Source organism: Ureibacillus aquaedulcis (genome assembly GCF_030418165.1).
In the GTDB taxonomy this organism is placed as follows: domain Bacteria; phylum Bacillota; class Bacilli; order Bacillales_A; family Planococcaceae; genus Ureibacillus; species Ureibacillus aquaedulcis.
The window spans coordinates 23,832-41,165 of the sequence record NZ_JAUHTQ010000001.1 but is presented as its reverse complement, the minus strand read 5'-3'; the positions used below and the strand labels follow the sequence as shown (position 1 = coordinate 41,165).

At 38.2% G+C, this 17,334-nt stretch carries 21 protein-coding genes; 9 read left to right on the top strand and 12 right to left on the bottom strand.

Annotated features, from left to right (window positions below; translation table 11 throughout):
• Positions 1-169: 169 nt before the first annotated feature.
• Entirely contained in the window at positions 170-715 is a 546-nt protein-coding gene (locus QYB95_RS00245; RefSeq protein WP_301136068.1) for a metal-dependent hydrolase, read from the top strand.
• A 191-nt stretch (positions 716-906) separates the two neighbouring features.
• Here QYB95_RS00245 and QYB95_RS00240 read toward each other — a convergent pair whose 3' ends face one another.
• A complete protein-coding gene (locus QYB95_RS00240) occupies positions 907-1,470 on the bottom strand; it encodes a DNA-3-methyladenine glycosylase I (RefSeq protein ID WP_301136067.1) in 564 nt (187 codons plus the stop codon).
• Between the two features lie 378 nt (positions 1,471-1,848).
• Here QYB95_RS00240 and QYB95_RS00235 point away from each other — a divergent pair, with 378 nt between their 5' ends.
• Positions 1,849-2,532, top strand: coding sequence for a hypothetical protein (locus QYB95_RS00235; RefSeq protein WP_301136066.1), 684 nt, complete (start codon positions 1,849-1,851; stop codon positions 2,530-2,532).
• A gap of 49 nt (positions 2,533-2,581) precedes the next feature.
• Here QYB95_RS00235 and QYB95_RS00230 read toward each other — a convergent pair whose 3' ends face one another.
• The 7 genes from QYB95_RS00230 to QYB95_RS00200 form a co-directional block, all read right to left on the bottom strand.
• Positions 2,582-3,079, bottom strand: coding sequence for a CarD family transcriptional regulator (locus tag QYB95_RS00230; protein ID WP_301136065.1), 498 nt, complete (start codon positions 3,077-3,079; stop codon positions 2,582-2,584).
• A 264-nt stretch (positions 3,080-3,343) separates the two neighbouring features.
• Entirely contained in the window at positions 3,344-4,348 is a 1,005-nt protein-coding gene (locus QYB95_RS00225) for an acyltransferase family protein (protein ID WP_301136064.1), read from the bottom strand.
• Between the two features lie 206 nt (positions 4,349-4,554).
• Positions 4,555-5,130, bottom strand: coding sequence for a GNAT family N-acetyltransferase (locus QYB95_RS00220; RefSeq protein ID WP_301136063.1), 576 nt, complete (start codon positions 5,128-5,130; stop codon positions 4,555-4,557).
• 135 nt (positions 5,131-5,265) lie between these two features.
• Positions 5,266-6,042 (bottom strand): sulfite exporter TauE/SafE family protein, encoded by a 777-nt coding sequence (locus QYB95_RS00215; protein WP_301136062.1) that lies wholly within the window; start codon positions 6,040-6,042, stop codon positions 5,266-5,268.
• A 477-nt stretch (positions 6,043-6,519) separates the two neighbouring features.
• Positions 6,520-6,783: a metal-sensitive transcriptional regulator gene (locus QYB95_RS00210; protein WP_301136061.1), complete on the bottom strand. Its 264-nt coding sequence runs from the start codon at positions 6,781-6,783 to the stop codon at positions 6,520-6,522.
• A gap of 184 nt (positions 6,784-6,967) precedes the next feature.
• Positions 6,968-7,357 (bottom strand): hotdog fold thioesterase, encoded by a 390-nt coding sequence (locus QYB95_RS00205; protein ID WP_301136519.1) that lies wholly within the window; start codon positions 7,355-7,357, stop codon positions 6,968-6,970.
• Between the two features lie 80 nt (positions 7,358-7,437).
• A complete protein-coding gene (locus QYB95_RS00200) occupies positions 7,438-8,427 on the bottom strand; it encodes an NADPH:quinone oxidoreductase family protein (RefSeq protein ID WP_301136060.1) in 990 nt (329 codons plus the stop codon).
• 402 nt (positions 8,428-8,829) lie between these two features.
• Between QYB95_RS00200 and QYB95_RS00195 the strand changes: the two genes are divergently transcribed.
• The gene (locus tag QYB95_RS00195; RefSeq protein WP_301136059.1) at positions 8,830-9,246 is read left to right on the top strand and encodes a DUF1284 domain-containing protein; all 417 of its coding nucleotides are present in this window, start codon (positions 8,830-8,832) and stop codon (positions 9,244-9,246) included.
• A gap of 278 nt (positions 9,247-9,524) precedes the next feature.
• Positions 9,525-10,571, top strand: coding sequence for a GH25 family lysozyme (locus tag QYB95_RS00190; protein ID WP_301136058.1), 1,047 nt, complete (start codon positions 9,525-9,527; stop codon positions 10,569-10,571).
• A 33-nt stretch (positions 10,572-10,604) separates the two neighbouring features.
• Here the strand turns inward: QYB95_RS00190 and QYB95_RS00185 are convergent, their stop codons facing one another.
• Positions 10,605-10,769, bottom strand: a complete 165-nt coding sequence (locus QYB95_RS00185; protein ID WP_301136057.1) for a hypothetical protein — start codon at positions 10,767-10,769, stop codon at positions 10,605-10,607.
• Positions 10,770-10,906: 137 nt separating this feature from the next.
• On the opposite strand from QYB95_RS00185, the gene QYB95_RS00180 reads away from it, so the two are divergent.
• The gene (locus QYB95_RS00180; RefSeq protein ID WP_301136056.1) at positions 10,907-11,821 is read left to right on the top strand and encodes an SDR family oxidoreductase; all 915 of its coding nucleotides are present in this window, start codon (positions 10,907-10,909) and stop codon (positions 11,819-11,821) included.
• 121 nt (positions 11,822-11,942) lie between these two features.
• Here QYB95_RS00180 and QYB95_RS00175 read toward each other — a convergent pair whose 3' ends face one another.
• Positions 11,943-12,311, bottom strand: a complete 369-nt coding sequence (locus tag QYB95_RS00175; RefSeq protein ID WP_301136055.1) for a DUF1801 domain-containing protein — start codon at positions 12,309-12,311, stop codon at positions 11,943-11,945.
• Between the two features lie 183 nt (positions 12,312-12,494).
• Between QYB95_RS00175 and QYB95_RS00170 the strand changes: the two genes are divergently transcribed.
• The 4 genes from QYB95_RS00170 to QYB95_RS00155 all read left to right on the top strand — a co-directional run bounded on the left by QYB95_RS00170 (position 12,495) and on the right by QYB95_RS00155 (position 15,678).
• The gene (locus QYB95_RS00170; protein WP_301136054.1) at positions 12,495-12,704 is read left to right on the top strand and encodes a spore coat protein; all 210 of its coding nucleotides are present in this window, start codon (positions 12,495-12,497) and stop codon (positions 12,702-12,704) included.
• 12 nt (positions 12,705-12,716) lie between these two features.
• Positions 12,717-13,079: a spore coat protein gene (locus tag QYB95_RS00165; protein ID WP_301136053.1), complete on the top strand. Its 363-nt coding sequence runs from the start codon at positions 12,717-12,719 to the stop codon at positions 13,077-13,079.
• A gap of 23 nt (positions 13,080-13,102) precedes the next feature.
• Positions 13,103-14,239, top strand: coding sequence for a zinc-dependent alcohol dehydrogenase (locus QYB95_RS00160; RefSeq protein WP_301136052.1), 1,137 nt, complete (start codon positions 13,103-13,105; stop codon positions 14,237-14,239).
• A 437-nt stretch (positions 14,240-14,676) separates the two neighbouring features.
• A complete protein-coding gene (locus QYB95_RS00155) occupies positions 14,677-15,678 on the top strand; it encodes an NAD(P)/FAD-dependent oxidoreductase (protein WP_301136051.1) in 1,002 nt (333 codons plus the stop codon).
• 50 nt (positions 15,679-15,728) lie between these two features.
• On the opposite strand, the gene QYB95_RS00150 is transcribed toward QYB95_RS00155, so the two are convergent.
• Both QYB95_RS00150 and QYB95_RS00145 read right to left on the bottom strand, forming a co-directional pair.
• Positions 15,729-16,220, bottom strand: coding sequence for a YndM family protein (locus QYB95_RS00150; RefSeq protein ID WP_301136050.1), 492 nt, complete (start codon positions 16,218-16,220; stop codon positions 15,729-15,731).
• Between the two features lie 160 nt (positions 16,221-16,380).
• On the bottom strand, positions 16,381-17,076 hold the full coding sequence (locus QYB95_RS00145) for an AIM24 family protein (protein WP_301136518.1): 696 nt from the start codon (positions 17,074-17,076) through the stop codon (positions 16,381-16,383).
• Between the last annotated feature and the right edge of the window lie 258 nt (positions 17,077-17,334).

The window sequence follows — 17,334 nt, the reverse complement described above, 5'->3', positions numbered from 1 at the left end:
GAAATATATGACTGATTCTTGCTGCAAAGGTTCCTTTTTTTTTCTCCTTCGATTCACTGAATTTTAAATTTTAGAAATATGATAAAAATTATTTCAAAAAGAACTTTTTCAACTACAATAAGTACAAACCTTTATCAATTTTTTGAGGTTTTGAGAAGGAGGCAACATCATGAATAAGCCCGCACATTTAATGGGTGGTTTAACAGCTGGGATCGCGGCATCAAAATACATAATTCCAATTGTTTCACATAACGGACTTGTAGATGGAATGGTGAGTATTGGGGCAGTAATTTGTGGCGCTTTATTGGGCTCACTTCTTCCCGACATTGATCATCGCAATAGCTATATCGGCAGAAAGCTGAAAATTGCTTCTTTTATCATTAGTAAAACACTAGGACATCGAAGTGTTGTCCATACTCCGCTCGTCATCTTTGCTTTTTCGGCGTTACTTTTCTCATTTTCAAATGGGTTAACAGGACCTGTACAGGACCTATCAAATTCCTTTGTTATTGGGTTGAGTTCCGGGATGTGGAGTCATCTACTTTTAGACATGATGACCAAAAGAGGAATTCCCCTTCTATATCCCCTTACCAAGAAGAGTTTTCGCATAGCGGCCTTTAAGGGGGGCGGTATTGGAGATACCATCGCTATTACTGGTTGTACTATTTTAATATTTTTTATATTATTGGATTTTGCTGGAATTTACTCAATCTAAATTAATTAGTACATAGTACAAAAAAGAGTACACTACAGGCCTACACTTAGGTCCTGTAATGTACTCTCCTATACAATTCAATGCTCTCCATCAATCTTTTCTTGATTGAATTATTTTTGTTAACCATTCAAGCATTAAAGAATAAGTTCTAATCTCAAGGATTTTCCTCACTCCCCTTGCCCCCACTAGGATTATTTTAAATGTGAAGGATGACAGCAACATTCCAAGATGTGGTCGTTCACCATCCCAACTGCTTGCATATATGAGTAACATATCGTACTTCCGACAAATTTGAATCCTTCTTTTTTTAGCTTTTTGCTCATCTCATCACTGATTTCAGTTGTTGCCGGCACTTCTTTGATGGACTTCCATTCATTGATGATCGGTTGATGGTCAACAAAACCCCAAATGTAATTGGAGAACGAACCGAATTCCTTTTGAATTCGCAAAAAGACTTGGGCATTTGTTACGACACTTTGTATTTTCAACTTATTCCGGACGATTCCTGGATTCTCCTTTAAGGCTTGCAACTTTTCTTCTGTATATTGAACAATTTTTTCAGCATCGAAGTGATCAAATGCTTCCCGATAGTTTTCTCTTTTTTGTAAAATCGTCCACCAACTCAAACCTGCCTGTGCCCCTTCCAAACAGAGCATTTCAAACAGTTTCTGATCATCATAGATAGGTACTCCCCACTCTTTATCATGGTATTCAATATATAATGGTTCTTTTGTTACCCAGTCACACCGATTCATCCTGGTTAGCCTCCATTTACTTTTTCTTATTCTCTATTTGCTGGAGCAAATGAATAATCTGCTTATTTTGTTCTACTTGAATTTCGCTATTTATTTTAATATGACGAATTCATCTAATCATAACCGCCAAGATTATCAAAGGTAAAAAATAATTAACTGCAGCAAGTAATTCTCCCATTATTCCCCCCTTGAAACAATACCATGTAGATCATTTTATTTCGTTTCATATTATAAATTAACACACACGTTTATATATACCAAATAATACCATATTAATATTGCTAGTAATCTTTTGATACTAAATTTCAGACTTTAGTACAAATACAAAAAATTAAAATTGCGGTATGCTCTTAAAAAATAGTTTTGGAGAGTGCTCACATGAAGATCAGTAAAGTTACTTTATATGCCCATGACTTAGAGGGCCTTGAAAATTTTTATTGTGTGAAGCTGGGTTTTCAAAGATTAGAGAGGTCTTCCACGAGTTTGGCCATCAAGATTGGGGAAAGCATACTAGCATTTGAGAAGGCCCTTCCCAATGAACAAAAGCAATATCATTTTGCATTCAACATTCCAAGTAATACCTTTAAAGAAGCAAAGGAATGGATTCAGCTTCACACCCCATTGTTAACTGACCAGGGTCAGGATGAAGTCTATTTTGAAAGCATCGATGCACATTCCCTCTATTTTTATGATCCAGAAGGAAATGTCGTTGAATTGATTGCCCGTCACTCGGTAAATCCTATCGTCCAAGCAGATCAATTTTCGGCACAAGCAATACTAAGTATCGGTGAAATTAATATAACCACGGATGATTTATTATATATAGGTCAGCAACTACTTTCCCTCGGCATTCCCATACGGAATAACGCCAAGCTAGATGCTGCATCTCTTCATTTTATGGGAGAATCGAATGGTGCTGCGTTTATCTTACTGGGGCCGCCAAAGCGTGATTGGTATTTTTCTGCAAAAGCTGCTGTGGTCAGTCGAATAAAAATTGTTGTGAATGAGGAGCTTTTATTATTAGTTGATGAAAGTGGATTATTTCATTACCAAAAAAATTAAAAATGAGCATTTCTTCGTCCTGAAGAAACGCCCATCTATATTCGAAACATTAATTTGCTAGAATAATTTCTTCCACCTTGTCCATGACTTGTTTGGCCGTAAGATTAAAACTCAATGCTAATTCCTCGGCAAAAAGTGTTGTCACTTGTTCGAGCATTTGCAAATCATGATTGGGCAGTTTTTTATCCTCTTTAGTCAATTCGTGCTTTTTTCTCAAAATGGTATTAATCATTTGGGCAATCTGAATATGATTCTTTGATTCGATTACTTTTTGGTAATGTTGCGTCCGCTCGTTCATACGGCTATGCCAAACATCTGGAGGATTTTTGAATGTTTCCAGAATCGTCTGTGCTGCCTCTTTCGTTGTAATCGGTGATATTTTTGAATCCTTTGCTTCAACAGGATGATATAACCTGATGGATGCATCATGATAGGAATGCAATAAATAGTAGTTTTTCTTTTGTCCCGAGAATGTTAATTCTTGAATATCTTGTACTACGCATACGCCATGTGCACCATAAAAGACTTTATCCCCAATTGAGAACATTGTTTTCCCCCTTGTAAGTACCATTTTTATTGTAGGCAATTACTCTTCCAATGACTTTTGCGAACAGGTGTATAGATGGAATCATCCAAGTAGCCACACCATTAGTCAGTATATTCTTCAACTACTCAAAATACCTCTAATTTTGGACTGTTCCTACTATCTTACTATTTTCCCATCCACTGATGTCACAGTCCCGTAAACCTTTCGTCAAGTATTATGATAATAAAAAGAAGTGTTAACCTTTTATTGGTTAACACTTTATGTTTAAACTAGAATTCTTGCTACGAATCTTTTTGATAAATTTATGATGTTACCGGTAATGAATGGTGAAGTAATCTTCCATACCCATTTGCTCGATAAGATATAGACAATGAAAAAGGCGATACCGAACAATGCGATATAGTTTCCAGTTTCTTCAATCCATTCATAAATGGTTGTTTCTTTAAATGCCCTCACAATAAATAAGTGCAGTAAATAGACAGCCAATGTTTTACCGCCAATATCCGTATACCCTTGCTGATTTTTGGGAACCAGCGATAAGAAGATATAGGTCGCTATAAACATCATCCCATATACGACCAATCGGCTTAATGCACCAGATTCTACGATCCCATAACTTATATCTTCATACGGAATTCTCCCGAAGAACCACTCTTTCCAGCGTACATCTCCAAATTGATAAACGAGTACTACGAGCACAATCCCAATAATATACGCTGTACCCATATTCCACTTATTTTTCAATTTCACGAAATTCTCTCGATTCAAGTGATACCCAAGTAAAAAGAATGGGAAGAAGAAGAATGTTCTGGCCAAGGATAACCATTCATTCACTTCACTTATGTATCCAATAAGCAATGACAGAGCGATCGATACTAATACCATTACCTTGTGACCACTAAAAGCCCATAAAAGGAACTTCCATATCGCCATACTTAGTAAAAACCACATTGCATAGCGGGGCTCGAAGATTTCAAATACTACGCTGTCACCAAAGACATTTTTATAATATAGAGTGTACAAGAGCTGAAAAATAATATATGGCAGCAGTAATGTTTTTCCTATCTTCTTCAAATCTTCCTTGCTTTTTATGGTTCTGGAAAAATGTCCAGAGATTAAAATAAATGCCGGCATATGAAATAAATAAATGACTAAATACAGAGTATCTATGTATTGATTTTCCTTCAAATAACCAGACATTAGATGTCCTAAAACGACTAAGTAGATTAATATTGCTTTTGCGTTATCAAAATATGCACTTCTATTCATGATGACTTTGACTTCCTTTCAAGCAACTATTTTAACATAGAATAATAAAAATCTAGATGCCAATTTTTTCATTCCCCTTAAGCGCTATTTTGAAACGTTGCTATGGCCCTATCTTTCAATATAGTGCCTTGGGAATGGTTGGTTGAAGGGTTCCTCAAATAATGGAATCTCATATAAATTCTTTATATTAAAAAAACATTAATCTATTAGATTAATGTTTTGCTTCGATTTTTACCATAGTCTTCTTTTAATAACCCATACATATATAGGTCATCAAATTTCGCGCATGTATACTCGTATTTTCTTAACAGCCCTTCTTGAAGGAAACCTGCTTTTTCCACCATCTTTTGTGATGCGATATTAAGAGGTTCGACTAGTGCTTGAATACGCTGGATATTCGTGTTTTCAAATGCATATTGGATAATTGCGATGATGGCTTCGCTTCCGATACCTTGTCCCCAAAAGTCCTTGCTTAATTCAAAACCTATATCTGTTCGATAATGATTGGAAACAGTGTTCAGAAAGCCGCAACTGCCAATGATTTTATCGGTGCCTTTTAAACTGATCCCCCATCTGATACCTGTTTGTTCATTAAATATAGTTTGGTACCAAGAGATTTCATCCAAAGCATCCTGTAGCGACTCGAAAGGTTCCAATCCATAGTACTTCATGACTTCCGGATCTGATAAGTATTTAAAAATACTGCTCGCATCCGACTTATTTATTTCTCTTAGAGTTAATCTTTCTGTTTCTAGTACTGGGAATTCGCTTTGTTGAACCATTTCACCACTCCCATCACTTCTAATAATTCCCATTCTATGTGAATAAAAGCTACTTGTAAATCAGGTGTTTCCATTGGCCATGGTTTTATAGCAAAAAAAAACAGACACATATTTTCGAATACGTGCCTGCTATACTTATAGAATATCAATCCAGATCTTCACTGCCACTCCAAGTATTAGGGCTGCTAGTATACCCTCCAGTACTTTCGTGTTTAGTTTCGTGCTTAATTTTGCCCCTATTGGAGCTGCGATTAATCCTGCCACGATGATAATAACTGCAGGAAGATACTCTACTTGTCCGGTTGATATTTTCCCGATTGACCCCGCAATAGAGGAAATGAAAGTAATCGCCAAACTTGAAGCGATGGCCATTCTTGTAGGTATACGTAGAATTAATAGCATGATGGGGACAAGCAAGAATCCCCCACCTGCACCTACGATTCCGGAACCAATCCCTACAAAGAATGCAAGAATTCCAGCCAGGGGTTTATTAAATGTCACTTGCTCTATATCAGACTCATCGGTCTGCTTTTTTGGTATGAACATCATAATGGCCGCAATTAAAGCCAAGAAACCGTAAACAATATTTACTTGAGTCTCGGTCAAATACTCCGATCCAAAGCTACCTAATAATGAACCAATTAAAACAACGCTACCCATGACCGCAATTAATGATTTATTTAAATAGCCGCCATTACGATACCCAAGTACGCCAGCAATCGAGACAAATAATACATCCAGCGCACTGATGCCAGATATTTCATGGGCAGTTAACGCATGATAGCCGAATAATGGCGGAATCATTAGCAGCAACGGATATTTTACAATGGCACCGCCAATGCCAAGCATCCCTGATAAAAACGATCCAATAAAACCTAAGATGAAAAGGAGTAACACATAATAAAACTCCATGTTGTTTCCTTCTTTCTAATGTAAATCTAGTAGCACTTTAATCCTACTAGAGAAAGATGTCTATTACAACAAACCCTTCTTTAAACTTTTTTATGAAAAAGGTATTTAACTATTAATATATTTCCTATTTTATAGGAACCAAGAGAATAACACCCTATCTCAATAAAAACTTAATAACTTTTAAAATTAAGTTTTCATTAAAGGTGGGAAAATAAGAATTCACATGAGATTCTAGGATTGTTCTTCTCGTTACTTCCTAAAGCTTATCGCCCCGACTGGCATCGGGTAGCTAACCCCCTGCATTTAGCTATTTGCTTTAATAGTCAAATCATCCAGCATTTCAATACTTATAGGGGTATTTTATTATTTAAAAAAATATAAAAAATAAGGCTTTTCACTTTTTCTTTGTCATTTTCAAAGATCCCCCATATACCATGTGGGGGTATTATATATAGCAAAATAAAAAGTCGGTTAAAATTAACGACTTTTTACAAAAAGACGAACAGCCTCTTGAACAGATTCATTCAAGACTTCTTCATCACCGTTAGCGTTTTGAATACATTCAATTAGATTCTGGCTTACAATTAAACCTATTGAACGGTCTACCCCTGAACGGACAGCCGAAAGTTGTGTAATGACTTCTTTACAGTCCTTTCCTTCGTCCATCATCTTCAATATTCCACGAAGTTGCCCTTCCATTCGCTTTACACGGTTTCTAATTTTATCATCGTATGAATTCAACTGTATCCACTCCTTCTACTACTATGCCGTGTTTTGCTGATAGCTATACATTATACCCTACACCGTATTTTTGTCAACTAGTTTAATTATTAGATTTTTACCCATTTGAATTAAAGCTTAATAAGACCGTTATACAAAGAAAGACTGATTTAAAATTGGCTTTAAAACAGTCTTTCCTCTTTTATTAATTTTTAGCTATAACTGCCATTGTACAACGTGATATACAAATTAACTTTTCATCTTCATCCACAATTTTAATATCCCAAACCATTGTTTTACGGCCCTTGTGCAAAGGTGTTGCGATTGCGGTAACGATGCCGTCTTGTTTACTGCGGATATGGTTTGCATTGATTTCAAGCCCAACTGGATTATATTTTGTTAGATCCACATTTATTGCGGTGGCGATACTGGCAGCAGTCTCTGCTAAGGCAACAGATGCGCCTCCGTGCAGAATTCCAGCTGGTTGTCTTGTTTTTGCTCCAACAGGCATCGTCATCACAACACGATCCAATGACAACTCCACATATTTAATTTCTAACGCCTCTATCAGTGTATTGCCTGCCTTTGTTTGCATCTGTTCAATAAATGCAGTTTCATCCTTCGCACCAAATCGATCTAACACATCTTGAGAAACGACCATTTTTCATAGCCCCCCTATAATTTAACCAGTATTCTTCCTCTCGCCTGACCCTTCAGCAATGTAGGCAGAACTTCCGGAAGTTCTTTTAATGTTACTTCCTGCTGGATAACTTCTTCTAAATCAGCTGGTTTGAAGTCTGTCGCCAGACGTTCCCATACCTTTAAGCGTGTTTCCATATCACAGTATACTGAATCAATCCCAAGTAAATTCACGCCTCTAAGGATAAACGGGAAAACAGTAGTCGGCACATTTGTACCCGCCGTTAAACCACTTACAGCAACAGAGCCTCCATATTGAACTTGACTAAGTAAAGACGCAAGTGGCTCTCCACCGACCGGGTCAACTGCCGCGGCCCATTTTTGTTTGCCTAAAGCTCGTATTTTCCCATCATAAATCTCTTCTCGGGGAACAATCGTTGCGGCACCAAGCTTCTTTAGATAGCCCGATTCTGATTCTTTTCCTGTACTTGCTTCTACCTCAAATCCCAATTTTGAAAGAATAGAAACAGCAAAGCTTCCAACGCCGCCAGTTGCCCCTGCTACCAGCACTTTTCCTTTTTCAGGCTTTACGCCATTCTCTTCTAATCGCAAAACAGATAAAGCAGCCGTAAAACCGGCAGTTCCGATAGTCATGGCTTCTTTTAAAGAAAGACCTTTTGGCAACGGCACAATCCATTGTGCTGGAATTCGGGCATATTCACTATATCCACCAAAGTGGGATACACCGATTTCATAGCTCGTTGCAATGACTTCATCCCCTTCTTTAAAGCGTGGATCCTCTGACGCAACAACCACTCCGGCAAGGTCAATACCAGGTACAAATGGATAACTTTTCACGATATTGCCATTCGGTATTGCAGCCAGGCTATCCTTATAATTCACCCCTGAATATTGAACACGAATTAAAACCTCTCCTGCTGGTAAATCTTCTACAGTTAGCTTCTGTATATCGACGGAAAATTGTTCTTCTTTTTTATTTACAACTAAGGCATCAAATGATTGCATAAAAAACTCCCCTTTAATTATGACTCTATACTTTTCTCTTAATTTAACACTTCCACAAAAAATGTGGAAATCCTTTTACTCGATTTAGTCCTTTAATATTGTAGGGCAATACCCAGAGTAATAGCAATCCATTGGTATAGGCATATCGTTAAGACGTAATAAGACTATCATTAATTTTAGCCAATATTACATATGCACTTTCTGCCGGTCCCCCCCTGTCTTTTGGAAGTTCCCGGGTAACCTTCGTCATTTTTTTAGCAGAGGTCATGATTGAGTATATTGATTTGGTAGAATACGATTTTACTCATTCGGTTATTTTTGGTAGAATGAATTTTGGTAAACCTTAAACATATATAGGTTAACATAATCTGGACTAAACTAAGATAATAGGAGTGAAATAGTTTGATTTACTTACGAGGACACCACCTGTTTTGCCTTTTGGGCTACCGTGGCATGGGCTATTCTCCTGAATATGTAGAAAATATGACGAGGATTCACCAAAACTTTAGAAAGAATCCTGAGACTCTGATCAAAATTGTAAATGGGCCAGATCATTTATGCGATAAATTCCCTGCCACAGAAGAATACCATTGCCAAAACTTGAATATTTATGATAGAGATGCATCGATCCTGAGAAAAATGAACCTTGAAATTGGACAGGTTCTTAAATGGAAAGAAATCGAGACTCGTATATTGAAACATATCACCTCTTCGGATATTGGAGTAGTCTGTGAAACTTGCACTTGGCGTTCTCTTGGGGTTTGCGAAGAAGGAATAGAAGAAATTCACCAAGGGAAGGGTTTAAGGGCAGTTTACTAATTTCTATCAATTATACTAATCTATCAATTCTCTATTAGAGTTGTTCCGAGCCTGGATCAGCTCTTTTTTATTGCAAATTTTCTCCTCTTCAAGCTATCTGGTATTTTATTGAATCTTTATATAGTAGATTATTGCATTTATCCAGCAAAATATGAAGGCTACTATATTACTCCCTTGTGATTTCTCCTACCCTTGCATTTTTCAAAACCATTATACCCGCTCAAGCAATTCTACTAATCTCGCATATCTTGTAACGAGTTACTAGATTGGAGGTGAATATGGTGAAGAAAATTGGGCAAATTTTTATTACACTTCTTTTTATCTCTGTGCTCGCGTTTACAAATAGTGCCTATGCAATTGAACCCGAGAGCTCTTCGGAATTTGAAGGGATTGATGTGAGTAGGTACCAAGAGGATATCGATTTTGAGGCTGTTGCAAATGCTGGAATGGAAGCTGTAATTATCAAATCCAGCGAAGGCATTGACTATACGGATCCAAACTTTGAAGTCAATTATGAAGGCGCAAAGGCAGCAGGTCTAAAAGTTGGTTTTTATCACTTTTTAACTGCTACAACTGTGGAACAGGCTCGTGAAGAGGCAAACTTTTTCGCATCCATAATTAACGGCAAAGAAATAGACATCAAGCCGGTAATGGATTTTGAGGACCTGGAAGGCTTATCTATTGAAGATATTAATGCAATCGCTTTAACCTTTGCGCAAGCAGTTGAAAGTCTAACCGGGCATCCTGTAATGGTCTATAGCAACGCTGATAATGCAACAAATGTCTTTGGTGAATCATTTACGCAGTACTCCTTGTGGCTGGCGCAATATGACGGCAGCGAACCTTCCGATGAAGTAATCTGGGATACTTGGGCAGGCTGGCAATATACGGACACGGGATCTGTCCCTGGGATCAACGGGGATGTCGATTTAAATATTTTCAATGATGGGATATTACTAGAGAACACATCAACAGAAGAAGTTCCTGTAGAACAGCCCGGAGAATCTACTGCACCAGCGCAGTCAGATGATAAACCATCTACGTATGTCGTGAAATCCGGCGATACCCTTTATAGTATTGCGAGAATGCATGAAACTACCGTATCAGCTATTCTAGCAAATAATGATATAGCAACTCCAAATCTTATTTATCCTGGTGATGAGCTAGCTATCATTAAGGCAACTTCGTATGTGATAAAACCAGGAGACACACTGTGGGCAATTTCCAAGCAATTTGGCATAACAGTAGACTCAATTGCTACCGGAAACAATATAAAAAATCCGGACTTGATTTATGCTGGAGATACTTTGATGATCCCAGAGTAACTGATTAGGGGGAATAGAATTAATTCCCCCTTCCTAAATCACGGGATAATAATGCTCATAGCGTGGATGAATATAATATGGTGGTCTTGGTCCTATTTTGGGCACCTTTATCCTCATCGATTGATAATACATGACTTCCTTTTCGTTTGACCGATTGATTAATAGATATTTCACTTCAGGATTGTAATAGTAGTACATCCTTCATACTCTCCCATCGATATGATTTCCCCTATGTTATTCGATATTTGAAGTTTGTGTCCCTTAACCGGGATGCACACCCATCTTTGAATTTGCATATGGTAAGCAGAAAATCGTTTTTAGGAGGATATGAAACGATGGATAAAGAGAACGGCAATCGGGATTATCCAATGTACCCAAATTTCGGAAGGATCACCCGATTCGAGGATATTGCCCTAACAGTGCCTGAGCAACGGCAATACCGTCAACCGGGGCTGGAAGGTTTAATGGTACCAAAACCGATAATTGAAAACCCTATTTATATAGGAAGCAATAAATTGAAAGGAAGAGTTGCACTAATTACCGGTGGCGATAGTGGGATGGGGGCTGCCGCAGCGATTGCCTTTGCAAAAGAAGGGGCAGATGTTGCCATTGCTTATCTAGATGAGCATGAAGATGCAACGAGGACGAAAAATAGAATTGAGGAACTTGGACAACGTTGCCTGCTATTACCCGGCGATCTTAGAGAAAAACAACAATGCATACACATTGTTGAAAAGACTGTAGAGACCTTTGAAAAGCTCGATATATTATGCAACCATGTAGGAATCCAATTCCAGCAATTAAGCCTTACCGATATCACGGATGAACAATTCGATGATACCTTTAAAGTTAATATCTATTCCCACTTCTACACGACCAGGGCAGCTCTGGAATACTTAAAGGCGGGAAGTTCCGTTATTAATACGGCATCAGTTGTTGCCTTTGATGGAAACGAACAACTAATGGACTATAGTGCAACAAAAGCTGCTAACATTGGATTTACGCGAGCTTTAGCAAGGAATTTGGTTAGCAAAGGGATTCGTGTGAACGCAATTGCTCCAGGACGCGTATGGACGCCACTTATTCCCTCAAGCTTTTCTGCTGATCAAGTCCCCCTTGCAGGCAACCCAATGGACCGTCAAGGGCAACCATTTGAAATAGCCCCAACTTTTGTCTATCTTGCCTCTGATGATTCAAGATTTGTTACAGGGCAAACTCTCCATGTCAATGGTGGTCAAATTTTTGGTTGAAGACACACTAGTAATTAAGGGGCAATAACCCAAAAACCATTTTCCTTTAGGAAGATGGTTTTTTAAGTATAGTAAATATCGACTTATTTTTCCGTGCTGGCGCCTACTGATCCTGTAGCAGCTAAACTTCATTTAATTCCATTGCAGCAAGAATAAGAGTGGTGAAAACTTCCGGCTTTATATCTTCCTTCTTTTTCAAGGTGATATATTTCATTGTTTTTCCGGTCCCCTCCAAGAAATCCTTTCCCACACCTTCCTGGAGCTGGTTCCCTTTATGAAAGCCTAGCTTCACATGTTCTTTTGCTGTCTGCAGGTAACAAACTAATCCTTTATACGAGTAGTTTGGCATTGACCATTTATATTCTTCGACGATTTCCCTGGAGGCTTCTAAAATAATTTTTCGTAACATTGAAGTGATTTCCTGAATCTCTTCTGGCAAACCTTCGATAAATTGGTCAACTTCTATAATTGTTCTATTTTCATTACTCATGAAATTACTCCTTTATGGTTAGTTTTCTATATTATCTACTATTCCTATAGATTTCTACAACAACCACCCGCTAGATCCAGGGGCTTCTTAGTATAATGCGCAATCTAAATAGAAGGTGTACTTGTATAAATTACTTTACTACAGGGTAGCCTTTTTAAAGGAAAATCAGGAGGTGCAGTTCACGTGTTCGAAAAAAAATTAGCACTGCATGAAACAATGGAATTTCATGAAGTCATTAACTTTATGACAACTAGTTTACTTAAATCGAAGCTAAGCCAAGGTGTCGTGTTTGATGATGATTTAAGGGCGTTATTAGACAAAAATGTAAAGCTATCTACGCCGGCCTTAACGGCTATGATCAAGCTCTATTCTAAATCGGAATTAGAATACTAGGAGGATAATTTGATGGAAGACTATTTAGATCCTATTAACTCGGTGGGAATGCCTGAACTAACGGACTCGGGAGTTGCTTTGGAGTTTTTGCTTACTACAAAAACCGGTATTCGAAATCTTACAATCGCCTTAACCGAAACAGCTTCCCCTGCCCTTCAAAAAATTATGAAAACCCAGCTGGATGTCATGATTGATCTATATTTTGAGATTTGTGAGCTAATGTTGAAAAAGGAATGGCTTAAACCCTATGATCTCGAGGCACAAAAGGTACTTGATATAAAATCAGCAGAGAACGCGATTAGTATTGCACAGTTGGATTTATTCCCTGAAAGCATGAATCGAAAAGGAATGTTCCCTACCCCACCGAAAAAATAAACGAAAAAGAGGGATGTTTTTTAATGAAAGCTGTTACTTTTCAAGGTGTAAAAAATGTTGAGGTTAAGGAAGTACAAGACCCTAAAATAAAAAAAGCCGATGATATTATTGTTCGCTTAACCACTACGGCCATCTGCGGATCGGATCTGCATTTGATTCACGGAATGATTCCAAACCTCGGCCAGGACTATGTCATCGGCCATGAACCGATGGGCATTGTAGAAGAAGTCGGTAAAGGTGTGACAAAGGTGAAAAAGGGTGACCGGGTTGTTATCCCTTTTAATATTGCATGCGGAGAATGTTGGTATTGCAATCATGATTTGGAAAGCCAATGTGATAATGCAAATGATAATGGCGAAATGGGCGCCTACTTCGGATATTCTGATACAACAGGCGGATTTCCTGGAGGGCAGGCAGAATATATGCGCGTTCCATATGGCAATTTTATTCCCTTCAAAATCCCCGAAAAATCCGAGGTGCCAGATGAAAGTCTCGTACTCCTTGCCGATGCAGCGACTACCGCTTTTTGGAGCGTCGAACATGCCGGTGTAAAAAAAGGAGATACCGTTGTGATCCTAGGCTGCGGCCCCATCGGACTTTTGGCACAAAAATTTGCCTGGCTAAAAGGTGCAGAAAGAGTAATTGCAGTCGATTATATCGGGTATCGTCTAAAGCATGCAAAGAAGACAAATAATGTTGAAATCGTTAATTTTGAGGACCATGATAATTGTGGAGAATACTTAAAAGAAATTACCAAGGGTGGTGCGGACGTTGTCATTGACTGTGTCGGGATGAGCGGGAAAATGTCGCCTTTAGAATTTCTGGCTAGTGGATTAAAATTGCAAGGTGGTGCCATGGGAGCCATTATCACAGCCAGCCAAGCTGTACGAAAAGGCGGCACGATCCAAATTACCGGTGCTTATGGAGGCCGCTATAATGCCTTCCCACTCGGAGACATTTTCCAGCGCAATGTAACGCTTCGCAGCGGACAAGCCCCAGTAGTTCATATAATGCCCCATGTCTATAACTTGATTGCTGACGGAAAAATAAATGCGGGTGATATCATTACACATGTTCTTCCGCTCGAGAAAGCAAAACATGGTTATGAAATTTTTGATACAAAACAAGACGATTGTATTAAAGTGCTGTTAAAACCTTAAGTTCGAACTTTGACAAGGTACTTTTGAGAATGTTTTCAAAAGTATCTTTCTTATCGCTCTATTCGGAGAATCATTCCCCCTTTAATACTAAATAACCCCATTTCAAACACTTATATCACCTGCTGGCAATAATATTGCATTGAGCAAAAATCCTTAAGCCTATATGATAAAGGCAGTTAATACTCTGAACGGTTATTAACTTAGCCTCTCACCTAATTTCAGGTGATCAATATGAGATTTTTGCCCCAGTCATATATGATTGGGGATTTTTTATATTAAATTTTCACCGTGTTGGTAGACGCCATCCATTCCCCTTATCCACTCCACAAAACATGCAAAAAATTGATTATCAGCAAAGTTAATAAAACACTACTTTTACGGTAATACTCCACATAAATAGTTAATAACAAAAACATTAAAGAAGATGAGTGAGTGTAATGAAAATCGATGAAAAAGTTTATGATGTGACCATTGTTGGTGGTGGTCCAGTTGGGCTGTTTACTGCTTTTTATGCTGGAATGCGAAGCTTGTCTGTCAAAATTATTGAGAGTCTCCCCCAGCTAGGTGGACGCCTTTCAGTTATATACCCCGAAAAGTTCATCTATGATGTGGCAGGTTTTCCGAAGGTCCGTGCCAAAGAATTAATCGATAATCTCGAAAAACAATTGGAAATCTTCGAGCAAACCTTCGTACTGGAACAAACCATTCAAAGCTACGAAAGATTGGATAATGGCGTGTTCAAAATAATGACCGATAAAGAAAGTCATCTAACAAAAACCATTATCATAGCAGCTGGATTAGGTGCGTTTCAGCCAAGAAAACTATCCATCGAAAATGCAGCAAGCTTTGAAGGTAAGACGCTTCATTACTTTATCGAGGATATGAGTCGGTTCAATGGAAAGAGAGTCATTGTACTAGGCGGTGGTGATTCGGCTGTAGATTGGGCATTAATGCTGGAGCCAATTGCAGAGATTGTAACCATAATCCACCGAAGGGATAAATTTACTGCCCATGAACACAGTGTGGAACAATTAAAAAAATCAACCGTACAAATAAAAACACCCCTTGTCCCCGCGGAGATAGAGGGTACTGAAGGAAAAATCCAAAAAATCACCTTTAAAAATAGCGAATCTGGTGAATTCGAAACTTTGGAAGCAGATGAATTGGTGATAAACTATGGTTTCACTTCCTCTCTAGGTGCTTTAAATGACTGGGGTTTGAACATGAGTAAAATCTCCATTCAAGTGAATTCAAAGATGGAAACCAATATCGAAGGCATCTATGCTGTTGGGGATGTTTGTGACTATGAAGGCAAAGTCAAACTAATAGCGACCGGCTTTGGTGAGGCAACCATAGCCATCAATGCTGCCAAACATTATATTGATCCTTCTACACGGGGACATGTCCCACATAGTTCCGATATGTTTAATGACAAATAATAAAGCAAAACAAGAGGACTGCCCTAGAAGAGTATTGGGCAGTTCCTCTTTTATTTCATTGGATCTTCGTTTTCACTTTTAGTAATATCATTGTTCTCTCTCTTTTCCAAGCCCTCATCAAATTCCTGTGAATACTCGGTTTGCGCTATTCTGGGAGAATAGGTATAACCCTGATGCTTTTCTGGTTCCTGAACCGTTTCCATCACATGATCCCGGAAATATCGGTGATAAAACATTTCCCCTACCCCAATGAACAGGGCCGATAAAAAAGCGGCTGCAAAAACTGCAGTATTTTCGTTGCCAAATAACCATGTCCCTAACCCCCAAATTACAAAAAAGGCGAGGAACAAGTCACTAGTTGCTGCTATAAAGTTCCCGACTTTGGGCAGCAGGAATACATCTCCAACGAAAGCGATAATAGTTAAGATAGCACTTATAAGAAGTATGTTTCCAAAAGAAACTCCATAAAATAATCCCAATACAATCCACAAAACTACAATCGTCATGGCAAGTTTAACGAGAAAAGCTTTCGTATACTGCATTAGTCTTCCTCCTTTCTTTATTTCTTAAGGTATAGACTTTCCCGAACTTTCGCCTGCATACATCCAAGAAACAAAGTGTTAAAAGAAAAAGAGCGTATACAAATAAAAGAACCCTTTTTCTGTGAAAGGGCTCCTTACTAAGATAGTGTATGTTTGAGGTTTAATTACTTCCTGTCTGCATATTAACCTCTTCAAAAGGCTGAACAATTACAAAGCCATCCCCTTCAAATCGCATCTGAATGGATTCACCACTACCTCTTCCTACAAAAGTTTTCAATGAAATATCTGTTTGGAATTCGGGCTGAAGATTTCCTGACCATGCAACTGTTGCGTTTGGATCGGTAATAACAGGATTTCCAGGAGTGACACGTAATGTAAGTGGTTCATAGTGTGACGTAATAGCAATCATCCCTGTTCCTTCGCATCTCACATTAAATAATCCACCTGCCATCATCCCGGCAACTTTTCTCATTAGTTTTATATTATGCTTGATGGAAGGCTCGAATGCCAATAAGTCATTGCCGTTTACATGGATGGCCTCTTTTTGCAGATTCAAAATGATGATTTTCTTGCCGCTGTCAGCTAAATACAATTTCCCTTTTCCGTTCGCTTTCATAAGGGCTGTACCTTCGCCGGTAAGTGCTTTTTTAAACATATGGCCAATGCCGTTTTCTAATATTCCTTCTCGTTCAAACTTGATCTTTCCGTTGTAGGAAATCATCGCTCCTGATTTAGCCCACACAAGACCATCCAGGTTCACTTCCAGTATACGTGGCGTCTCAAGTTCAAAGAACCCTTGCCCCTTATCCACTTGCTCTGTATTTTTTATAAATTCTTCAATTGTATATCGATTCACCATTTTACCCCCTCCATTATTTTACATATACGAATGACTCTCAATTTAGTTTCATGGTGACTTTTCTACTCATTATTTTTTGTTGCCTCATGGAGTTTATTACATAGCTGTGAAGATTATACCGAATTTAAAATACGTCCTTTCTTTACCGCGAAAACAGTTCTGTTTAAAGTAAAATAATCTCGACACTAAAAAATATTTATTTCTTAAGCATAAACAAATGGCATACTTTTTTTGCAATCATAAAATTTTTTTGAG

What these genes read in the sequence shown, in the direction of transcription:
- QYB95_RS00245 (WP_301136068.1), top strand. Translation starts at nt 170, where the DNA reads ATGAATAAGCCCGCACATTTAATGGGTGGTTTAACAGCTGGGATCGCG.
- QYB95_RS00240 (WP_301136067.1), bottom strand. Translation starts at nt 1,470, where the DNA reads ATGAATCGGTGTGACTGGGTAACAAAAGAACCATTATATATTGAATAC.
- QYB95_RS00235 (WP_301136066.1), top strand. Translation starts at nt 1,849, where the DNA reads ATGAAGATCAGTAAAGTTACTTTATATGCCCATGACTTAGAGGGCCTT.
- QYB95_RS00230 (WP_301136065.1), bottom strand. Translation starts at nt 3,079, where the DNA reads ATGTTCTCAATTGGGGATAAAGTCTTTTATGGTGCACATGGCGTATGC.
- QYB95_RS00225 (WP_301136064.1), bottom strand. Translation starts at nt 4,348, where the DNA reads ATGAATAGAAGTGCATATTTTGATAACGCAAAAGCAATATTAATCTAC.
- QYB95_RS00220 (WP_301136063.1), bottom strand. Translation starts at nt 5,130, where the DNA reads ATGGTTCAACAAAGCGAATTCCCAGTACTAGAAACAGAAAGATTAACT.
- QYB95_RS00215 (WP_301136062.1), bottom strand. Translation starts at nt 6,042, where the DNA reads ATGGAGTTTTATTATGTGTTACTCCTTTTCATCTTAGGTTTTATTGGA.
- QYB95_RS00205 (WP_301136519.1), bottom strand. Translation starts at nt 7,357, where the DNA reads ATGCAAACAAAGGCAGGCAATACACTGATAGAGGCGTTAGAAATTAAA.
- QYB95_RS00200 (WP_301136060.1), bottom strand. Translation starts at nt 8,427, where the DNA reads ATGCAATCATTTGATGCCTTAGTTGTAAATAAAAAAGAAGAACAATTT.
- QYB95_RS00190 (WP_301136058.1), top strand. Translation starts at nt 9,525, where the DNA reads ATGGTGAAGAAAATTGGGCAAATTTTTATTACACTTCTTTTTATCTCT.
- QYB95_RS00185 (WP_301136057.1), bottom strand. Translation starts at nt 10,769, where the DNA reads ATGTACTACTATTACAATCCTGAAGTGAAATATCTATTAATCAATCGG.
- QYB95_RS00180 (WP_301136056.1), top strand. Translation starts at nt 10,907, where the DNA reads ATGGATAAAGAGAACGGCAATCGGGATTATCCAATGTACCCAAATTTC.
- QYB95_RS00175 (WP_301136055.1), bottom strand. Translation starts at nt 12,311, where the DNA reads ATGAGTAATGAAAATAGAACAATTATAGAAGTTGACCAATTTATCGAA.
- QYB95_RS00165 (WP_301136053.1), top strand. Translation starts at nt 12,717, where the DNA reads ATGGAAGACTATTTAGATCCTATTAACTCGGTGGGAATGCCTGAACTA.
- QYB95_RS00160 (WP_301136052.1), top strand. Translation starts at nt 13,103, where the DNA reads ATGAAAGCTGTTACTTTTCAAGGTGTAAAAAATGTTGAGGTTAAGGAA.
- QYB95_RS00155 (WP_301136051.1), top strand. Translation starts at nt 14,677, where the DNA reads ATGAAAATCGATGAAAAAGTTTATGATGTGACCATTGTTGGTGGTGGT.
- QYB95_RS00150 (WP_301136050.1), bottom strand. Translation starts at nt 16,220, where the DNA reads ATGCAGTATACGAAAGCTTTTCTCGTTAAACTTGCCATGACGATTGTA.